At 30.4% G+C, this 7,050-nt stretch carries 9 protein-coding genes; 2 read left to right on the forward strand and 7 right to left on the reverse strand.

Annotation, left to right across the window (positions count from 1 at the left end; genetic code table 11):
- Positions 1-234: 234 nt before the first annotated feature.
- The 4 genes from JJQ60_RS21750 to JJQ60_RS21765 all read right to left on the reverse strand — a co-directional run bounded on the left by JJQ60_RS21750 (position 235) and on the right by JJQ60_RS21765 (position 3,494).
- Positions 235-993 carry a hypothetical protein gene (locus tag JJQ60_RS21750; RefSeq protein ID WP_201924752.1) on the reverse strand — a complete coding sequence of 253 codons (759 nt, stop codon included), beginning with the start codon at positions 991-993 and terminating at the stop codon, positions 235-237.
- Positions 994-1,082: 89 nt separating this feature from the next.
- A complete protein-coding gene (locus JJQ60_RS21755; protein ID WP_236669196.1) occupies positions 1,083-1,874 on the reverse strand; it encodes a hypothetical protein in 792 nt (263 codons plus the stop codon).
- A 176-nt stretch (positions 1,875-2,050) separates the two neighbouring features.
- Positions 2,051-2,824: a CPBP family intramembrane glutamic endopeptidase gene (locus tag JJQ60_RS21760; RefSeq protein WP_201924753.1), complete on the reverse strand. Its 774-nt coding sequence runs from the start codon at positions 2,822-2,824 to the stop codon at positions 2,051-2,053.
- Between the two features lie 244 nt (positions 2,825-3,068).
- A complete protein-coding gene (locus tag JJQ60_RS21765) occupies positions 3,069-3,494 on the reverse strand; it encodes an SRPBCC family protein (protein ID WP_201924754.1) in 426 nt (141 codons plus the stop codon).
- A 244-nt stretch (positions 3,495-3,738) separates the two neighbouring features.
- On the opposite strand from JJQ60_RS21765, the gene JJQ60_RS21770 reads away from it, so the two are divergent.
- Positions 3,739-4,116, forward strand: a complete 378-nt coding sequence (locus tag JJQ60_RS21770; protein WP_201924755.1) for a hypothetical protein — start codon at positions 3,739-3,741, stop codon at positions 4,114-4,116.
- A gap of 99 nt (positions 4,117-4,215) precedes the next feature.
- Here the strand turns inward: JJQ60_RS21770 and JJQ60_RS21775 are convergent, their stop codons facing one another.
- The 3 genes from JJQ60_RS21775 to JJQ60_RS21785 form a co-directional block, all read right to left on the reverse strand.
- Positions 4,216-4,728, reverse strand: coding sequence for a hypothetical protein (locus JJQ60_RS21775; protein ID WP_201924756.1), 513 nt, complete (start codon positions 4,726-4,728; stop codon positions 4,216-4,218).
- A 198-nt stretch (positions 4,729-4,926) separates the two neighbouring features.
- On the reverse strand, positions 4,927-5,316 hold the full coding sequence (locus JJQ60_RS21780) for a nuclear transport factor 2-like protein (protein WP_201924757.1): 390 nt from the start codon (positions 5,314-5,316) through the stop codon (positions 4,927-4,929).
- A 74-nt stretch (positions 5,317-5,390) separates the two neighbouring features.
- Positions 5,391-6,269: a helix-turn-helix domain-containing protein gene (locus tag JJQ60_RS21785; protein WP_201924758.1), complete on the reverse strand. Its 879-nt coding sequence runs from the start codon at positions 6,267-6,269 to the stop codon at positions 5,391-5,393.
- Between the two features lie 319 nt (positions 6,270-6,588).
- On the opposite strand from JJQ60_RS21785, the gene JJQ60_RS21790 reads away from it, so the two are divergent.
- On the forward strand, positions 6,589-6,822 hold the full coding sequence (locus tag JJQ60_RS21790; protein ID WP_201924759.1) for a hypothetical protein: 234 nt from the start codon (positions 6,589-6,591) through the stop codon (positions 6,820-6,822).
- The last annotated feature ends 228 nt before the right edge of the window (positions 6,823-7,050 follow it).

Raw genomic sequence — 7,050 nt, forward strand, 5'->3', positions numbered from 1 at the left:
ATACAGATGCCGGTGAACCCCATAAATGGTGTATCACATATAGGATGCTGAGCAAGTTATATTAAAAGAAAAAAGATGGTTTAAAGCAAAAAGGAAATATTTATTAACTTTAGAGAACTGGACTAAGGCTTTTCATAGGAACCATTGTTGGGCATAGTTTTTAATTTGTTTGTAATTCTTCCCGATATTTAATCTCTTTGTTATCCTACTTATGTTTTACAGCATTAATTTAGATTACATTAACTTTCTAAAAGCTTTTACGTATATCTTATCTGAATCATTTTTATTTTTTTTTGGAATAGGTATATGTGTTTTTGTTATCACATTGGCATCATTTCCTTCCACACTTGTACCTCTAGTTTCATCGGTAAAGCAAATATTTATTTCATTATCTATTTCTACTAAATGTATATTTTTTATGTAATTAAAAGTTTTTAAAACAAAATGGTTATCCATTAAAATTAATCCATATTTAAAACATTGAATTTCCTTAATCTTGCTATGTAAAGCATTCGAAAGAGGGTAGATTATAAAAATATAATTGTTAAGTCCCCAAAAAAGTGAAAGCATTAGGAGATTGTATCCAATAGCCAAGGCGAATTCTCCATCATTTTTCAGATCATATCCTATAATTATTAAAATAATAGAGATTAATAAAATCGTCATTGAAATAATGAAATTTCTTTTAATCTTTTTCTTTAAAACCTTCTTTATAAAGTTATTCCATTCCTCTTGCTCGTATTCAAACTTTAGTATTGGTTCAAGCCTGTGTTCAATAACATCTGAAATGAAAGTTCGCTTGCTATGTTCGAAGATTAATTTTATAAATATGATTGCTAACTGTCCATATATAAATGCATATAAAAAGTAATGTATCTCCAAGTTTTGGATTGCTATGTAACCAATAGAAATTAAAAGGGGAGTCAATAAAATAATAAACATAATGACTTTGATAAAAGAAAAACCTACATTGTCTCGATATGTTTTATCCATCAACTTTTTATATTATTGATAACGTTGTGTGTTTGGTGCATAACTACCGAAGGGTGTTATAGCCTATACACCCTGTTATGGGGCTTTTTTTAATTTTCTCTGTTTATTTCTAATTCGTCAAAATCTTTTATTTCAGATAATCTGTACAAATCTTTAATGTCAATGTCTGTCCAATTATCCTCAAAAATTTCATCTCCACTTTCTTCGGTATTTTGATTTACATTTTCTCTTATCAATTTTTTCTTTGTGAGGAAATTGATGCTTGTTTCGCGATTGATTATTGGGCCATAATTCTCGCTTGAATCATAACCTATTAGTGCAAAATCAGAACTCTGATATCTAAACGTATATTTCCAATATCCATACCTGCCATGGCCATAGTGTACATATAGTTTTCCATTTTTTATATCTATTGAAAGTTCTGGAGGGAAGTATACACCACCATCTTCATTTTCAGATGAAAAGCAATTCAGGTTTTCAGTTGACAAAATAGTTTTATCCTTATTGGTTAAGTAAACTAAAACTCCTCTTCTGTTGCGGTCAACTTTTTTGTCAAATCTATTAACAACAATTTTCTTTTTATCCGTTCCCTTAATGATAAGTACATAATCATCCAAATCATCCCCATTCAAGTCTCCTTGGATTTTTTCAAATAGTGTGTATCCCTTTGGCAAGTTGAAATCGGTCTTGTTTATGGAATCCTTAGAGAATGATTTTTGTTTAATCGATTCGGCAACAGTTTGACTTGTTTTGATACTAATTTTTGATTGAGTTCTATCATTTGGATAGTTATTTGAGTTGGTTGAATTTTTGCAACTTATCATGCACAAGTTCCAAATAGCAAATCCAATAATCAATATGTATTGTTTTAATTTTTTCATTCTAATTACCCATAATGGTTGTGTATAAAATGTAGCATGCAAAAAAGATACTAACTTTTGAGGTTAACATAGGAGTCGAATTTTTATATTTTATTTTTAAAAACAAATTAAAAATTTAGGCATTATTGGCAAATAGGTACCAAGTTTTCGATTTTTCAATTACAGGCTATGTTATACTACGTTATTTTTCTTATTAATTTTAAATAAATCAATACTAATATTAGCATAATTGCAAAACCAATGAGTCCTAAAATTCCAGCTTCTGGACCATATTCTCCACCTGTAAATAAATCAGCAGCATTGTTTTTAACATTGAAAAACGAGTTTTTTGCTTTGTTTCCACTCATTATAAACCCAATTTGAGTTTGTGCAAAATTCCAAGCTGAGTGAAGTCCAATCGATAAACCTAAATTCTTTGTTATTGCAAAGGGAATACACCAAACCATTCCATTTATTGAAAGAAATACAATTGAAATTAGATTTGCGTTATTAGTATTAATATGAGCAAGTCCGAAAAAAGTTGATGATGCCAAAAGTGCGATTAAAAATCTTTGTCTATTAGTTACTACTCTTGATTTAAGTCCATTATAAATATTTGTAAAAAGATATCCTCGAAAAAATGTCTCTTCCAAGATACCTACAAGAAACATTTTTAGAGCAAATAGAAGTGATAACTTGATTCTAAAGTCGGGGTTGACCTTGGAAACTGTTAAGAAATCCATTTCTTTTCCTAAAAGTAAAATCAATACAACCGAAATAGCACCTATAAAAATTCCTATAATTAAATGAATAAAGGTTTCTTTTTTGAAAATAAGACCATATTCCGAAAAATCAATTTTATCCAGATATTTTGAATTAAGGTAGAGACCAAGTACAAGAATTAATACAGCGCCTAAGAACTGTAGATGTGAATTTCTAATTAAAATAAGAGGTGAAACTGCAATGGACAACGTACATATGAATATTAGTATTCTCCAAAGAGTCCTTAATCGATTATGATTATTAAATATTAAATACCGAACACTCATTTAACTCTGTAAGAATTGTTTTTAATATTACACAAAGGTTTTTGTATGTCTAGTTGCAAAAAAGTTTGCAAGTACTTTCTGTAGTTGTTAAAGATAATTAATGCGTATGAATTTCTCTTAAGGTAATTACCTTGCAATTAATTATAAACGTTGCTGTAGTTCGTTTTTAATTATCCGCATAACCTTGATCCCAAGTTCTTTTTGGGTCATGATTTCTTAAATCACATTTGAAGTCTGCCACCGCTTTAAGGTTCATCAGCACAGATATCCATCCAGCTTTTACCTCAGAAAACTCACTTTCGTGAACATTTTTATTAATTAATGTAAGGTCGGTTCCACCATTTTTGGATGGTTCTAAATCAAATGTCACCAAACTATTGAAATAGTCCAAATGGAATTTTCTATTACGTATAGTTTTTAATATTTGACCGTTATATGCTTGTCCATTGGGAAATGAAAATCGAATCACACCATTATTTTCAGTTGCCTTTTCGGCCCAGAATTTTTCTCTGCCCTCAGAAGTAGAAAGTAAATCAAAGACTACTTTGGGATCAGATTTTAAGTGTAATTTCCATTTAACTGTTCTTCTCATTCAATTATTAGAATTTCAAAATACACTACAATGGGTTGGTGTATGATTAGGTACGAGGAAGTATGTAGGTACTTTTCGATATTGCTAAAGATAATTAATTGCGACGAAATTTCCTGATTGGGAATTCGGCCATAATGAACTATAAACATTGTTATGTCTAGTGACAAAAATCATAAAAACCTAACGTCAAGTTGAGTACATTTAATTAATGTTAATAAAGTTTAGGGTTTAAATAATTAAACAAATGTTGAGATATATTTTGGCTTGGTTTCCAATGATTTTTATCGCAATCGTTAACGGATTATTTCGCGAGAAAATTTTAAGAATTCGCTTAAATGAACTTCATGCGCACCAGGTCTCTACTGTAACAATGATAATGCTATTTGGTATTTATGTTTGGATGTTATTTAAGATTTGGTTTCCAATATCATCTAATCAGTCTATAATGATCGGTTTGATTTGGTTGATTCTTACAATCATTTTTGAGTTTTTATTTGGTCATTATATTGCTGGATACTCTTGGGATAGACTTCTACAAGATTATAATATTTTACAAGGGAGAATTTGGGTCTTAGTCCTTATTTGGATAACAATGCTTCCATATATCATTTATCGGCTATAAAAATAAGTGTGGTATTTAGCTATTTGGTACAACGTCTCGGCTATGATTTATTTGTGGAATAATCCTTCGGATCACCCCGCTTATGAAATTAATCTTGTCTTATAGATTAAATTTTGTTTTAACTCTTTGCCACAATGAATTATAGTCATTGTTTGGTACTGGCTTTTTTTCAATTTTTTCATAGTTCAACGATTTTTTTACATCAGTTATTAGTCGCGAAATGTCAAAATTCAATTTATTTTGCTTTATCTTTAATTCAACTAGTCTAAGTTTATCGACTATAGTTTGTACAAAGAATTGTCGTCTATCAGCTTCTGTCAATTTGAAAAAATTCTCATTATCAAGAATTATTGGAATTCCGATTGCTTTTTCTTTTCTTCTGTAATTTTCTATTTCTTTTAGATTCTTTCTCTCATATCGAATTGGTTTAACATAAACTTGAAAAAGTATTTTTTTTAAGTCGTCTCCATAATGTTCCCAATTTAGATGAGCCAGTTTGTTTTTCAGCCCATTATCATTCCAGAGATGTGACTTTACTAACTCGTCATCAGTTTCATCAGTATTAAAGCTTGCGAAAAATCCAATAATATTTTTGTCAATCTTTCCAGTCATTTTATTTTCTACTTGTAGCTAACGATTTTGTGTATGGCTCGTTGTGGAAAATCGGCTATGATTTTCCGCCGTAACCGAAAGATAGCAAATTGCAATGAATTCCAATTAAGAATTCAGCCGCAATGAGCTATACACGGTATTGGTAGTAGTTATTTAGAATTTGATATAGGCTTTTTATATGGTGTTGATGAAGAATAATTATTTACTGAATGCTTTATCGGCAATTGTTGGGTCACCTTCGTATATTTTTATTTCTTTGATTATGCCTTCTTTAATTATGTAATCTATAACCCGGCTAAATTCAAACTTTTCATCATTTCTTATTGCAGATTCCTTAGCAATTAGAATAGCTCTTTCTTGTCCTTCAAGCCACTCTACTTGTTCATCTAAATTATAAGTGTTATTCGTTAATTGTAGCATTTTACCAAAGGATGCGAAAAAAGGTTCTCTTCCATTGGTAATACCAGATATTTCATTATTTCCATTCATTGTTAGTTTAACGTTCTCATCTAAAAGGCTTTTTGCTGTAGCGATATCTCCGCTATATGCTGCATTTAAGTACTTTTTTGCGATTTCGATATTTTTCATCTTGTATAGTTTTATGATTTCTATGTAACAAATCTAGATAAAGCACTATTGTCAAAAAAGGGTAAAATGAGACTTTATATAGTCATAAATTCCTCTCGATAGGCCGAAGGTGTTTTTCCTATATTCTTCTTGAAATATTTTCCAAAAGTAGAAGGGTCCGGAAAGTTTAATTCATAGGCTATTTGATTAATAGTCGCATTCCCATCTTGAAGTAGAATTTTTGCTTCAAGAATTAGCAAATCCTGAAGAAATTGGCTTGCTGTCTTTCCAGTAACTTTTTTAATAACTTTGGTAAGCTTCTTGGTTGTTGTGTTTAGTTTTTCTGCGTAGTAGGTTACATCTCTTTTTACTTTTATGTCACGTGCCGCAAGATGCTTGAATTTATATGCTAATGGATTTTGGTGGGTTTTAGAATTACTTATCGCTCTTTTTGTATGGAATTCATCTAGTATCTCACATAAAATGGCTGTTTGCAGGCGAATAAACTCATTTTTATTTTTATAATCAGACTCAATAAAATTCTTCAGCGTATCAAAAATAGATTCGATAGAATTTTTTTCAGAATCATTTAAGTGAAAAATATGTAAATCTGCTTCTTCAAAATAAGGAACATTAAGTAGTTTGTTATTAGAAGATAATATGCTACTTAAAAAATCACTTGTAAAGAAAATAGTATAGTTTATTACAGGCTTGTACGTCCTTGTCCATTTTCTAATAACATTTGGCCCCATAGTGATTAATGATGGTGCATCAATGGTATGATTGGTTAAACCCGTAGTTAATACAAATTGCCCTTCTTTTAAGTAACCAATGCCAAAAGTTTCTGTTCTGTATGGTTCTTCAAATAATTCATTATCGTTGATAAATTCTTTTAAAAAAAAATTCTTTTCTTCAAATTCTGGTTTTACTTGTTGTTTGAATTTATCAATACTATGTCTAATTATTTCTTGCATTCATTCTAATATAATGAGTCTTAAATTACCACCAAAAACACCGCGTATGGCTTGTAGCGATTAAAAAATAGCGGTCTATTAGCCACTAACCAAATATAATAAATATACCCAAAACTTCGGTTAAAAAACAAAGAAGCAATAAGCCATACACCATACACAGTGTTGGCGGTAGTTTTTCTATTCTTGACTTTGAATTGGTGTACAAATTTCAATTATAAATCCGTTTAAATCTTTCAAATAACCAACTTGTTGTCCCCAAGGTTTTAGAGCACGCGAGGAAATTAACTTTATTCAGCGACCATATCTGTTCGACAATCAATTGACAGATTTTACCGCAGATTTAAAAGATATGGTAGACCTTGCTGTAGCACAATTTTTGTTCAGACCCGTAGGACCAAGAACCGAAATAAAATGGTACTATAACTTTAGAGCAAAATCCGAGGAAGTATTACCACAATTACAAGATTTTGTAGAGAACGTTTGGGAGGATTGGATGAAGTCTTATTTGAACGATACCAAAGAGGCCTTAGACAAGGATGCATTTTCAAAATAGTTACGCTAATTGGCTTGCCTCACAATCAGTTTAAAGGAATGAAGGAATCTTCTATCTAAGACAGAAAACAACAGCAGCTAACAACGTATCCTATGAAAAGCCTTAGTCCAGTTCTCTAAAGTTAATAAATATTTCCTTTTTGCTTTAAACCATCTTTTTTCTTTTAATATAACTTGCTCAGCATCCTATATGTGATACACCATTTATGGGGTTCACCGGCATCTGTAT

The organism is Aquimarina mytili, assembly GCF_016735115.1.
In the GTDB taxonomy this organism is placed as follows: Bacteria; Bacteroidota; Bacteroidia; order Flavobacteriales; family Flavobacteriaceae; genus Aquimarina; species Aquimarina mytili.

Excerpts from the sequence above, each read along its gene's own strand:
- JJQ60_RS21750 (WP_201924752.1), bottom strand. The coding sequence starts at position 993 with ATGGATAAAACATATCGAGACAATGTAGGTTTTTCTTTTATCAAAGTC.
- JJQ60_RS21755 (WP_236669196.1), bottom strand. The coding sequence starts at position 1,874 with ATGAAAAAATTAAAACAATACATATTGATTATTGGATTTGCTATTTGG.
- JJQ60_RS21765 (WP_201924754.1), bottom strand. The coding sequence starts at position 3,494 with ATGAGAAGAACAGTTAAATGGAAATTACACTTAAAATCTGATCCCAAA.
- JJQ60_RS21770 (WP_201924755.1), top strand. The coding sequence starts at position 3,739 with ATGTTGAGATATATTTTGGCTTGGTTTCCAATGATTTTTATCGCAATC.
- JJQ60_RS21775 (WP_201924756.1), bottom strand. The coding sequence starts at position 4,728 with ATGACTGGAAAGATTGACAAAAATATTATTGGATTTTTCGCAAGCTTT.
- JJQ60_RS21780 (WP_201924757.1), bottom strand. The coding sequence starts at position 5,316 with ATGAAAAATATCGAAATCGCAAAAAAGTACTTAAATGCAGCATATAGC.
- JJQ60_RS21785 (WP_201924758.1), bottom strand. The coding sequence starts at position 6,269 with ATGCAAGAAATAATTAGACATAGTATTGATAAATTCAAACAACAAGTA.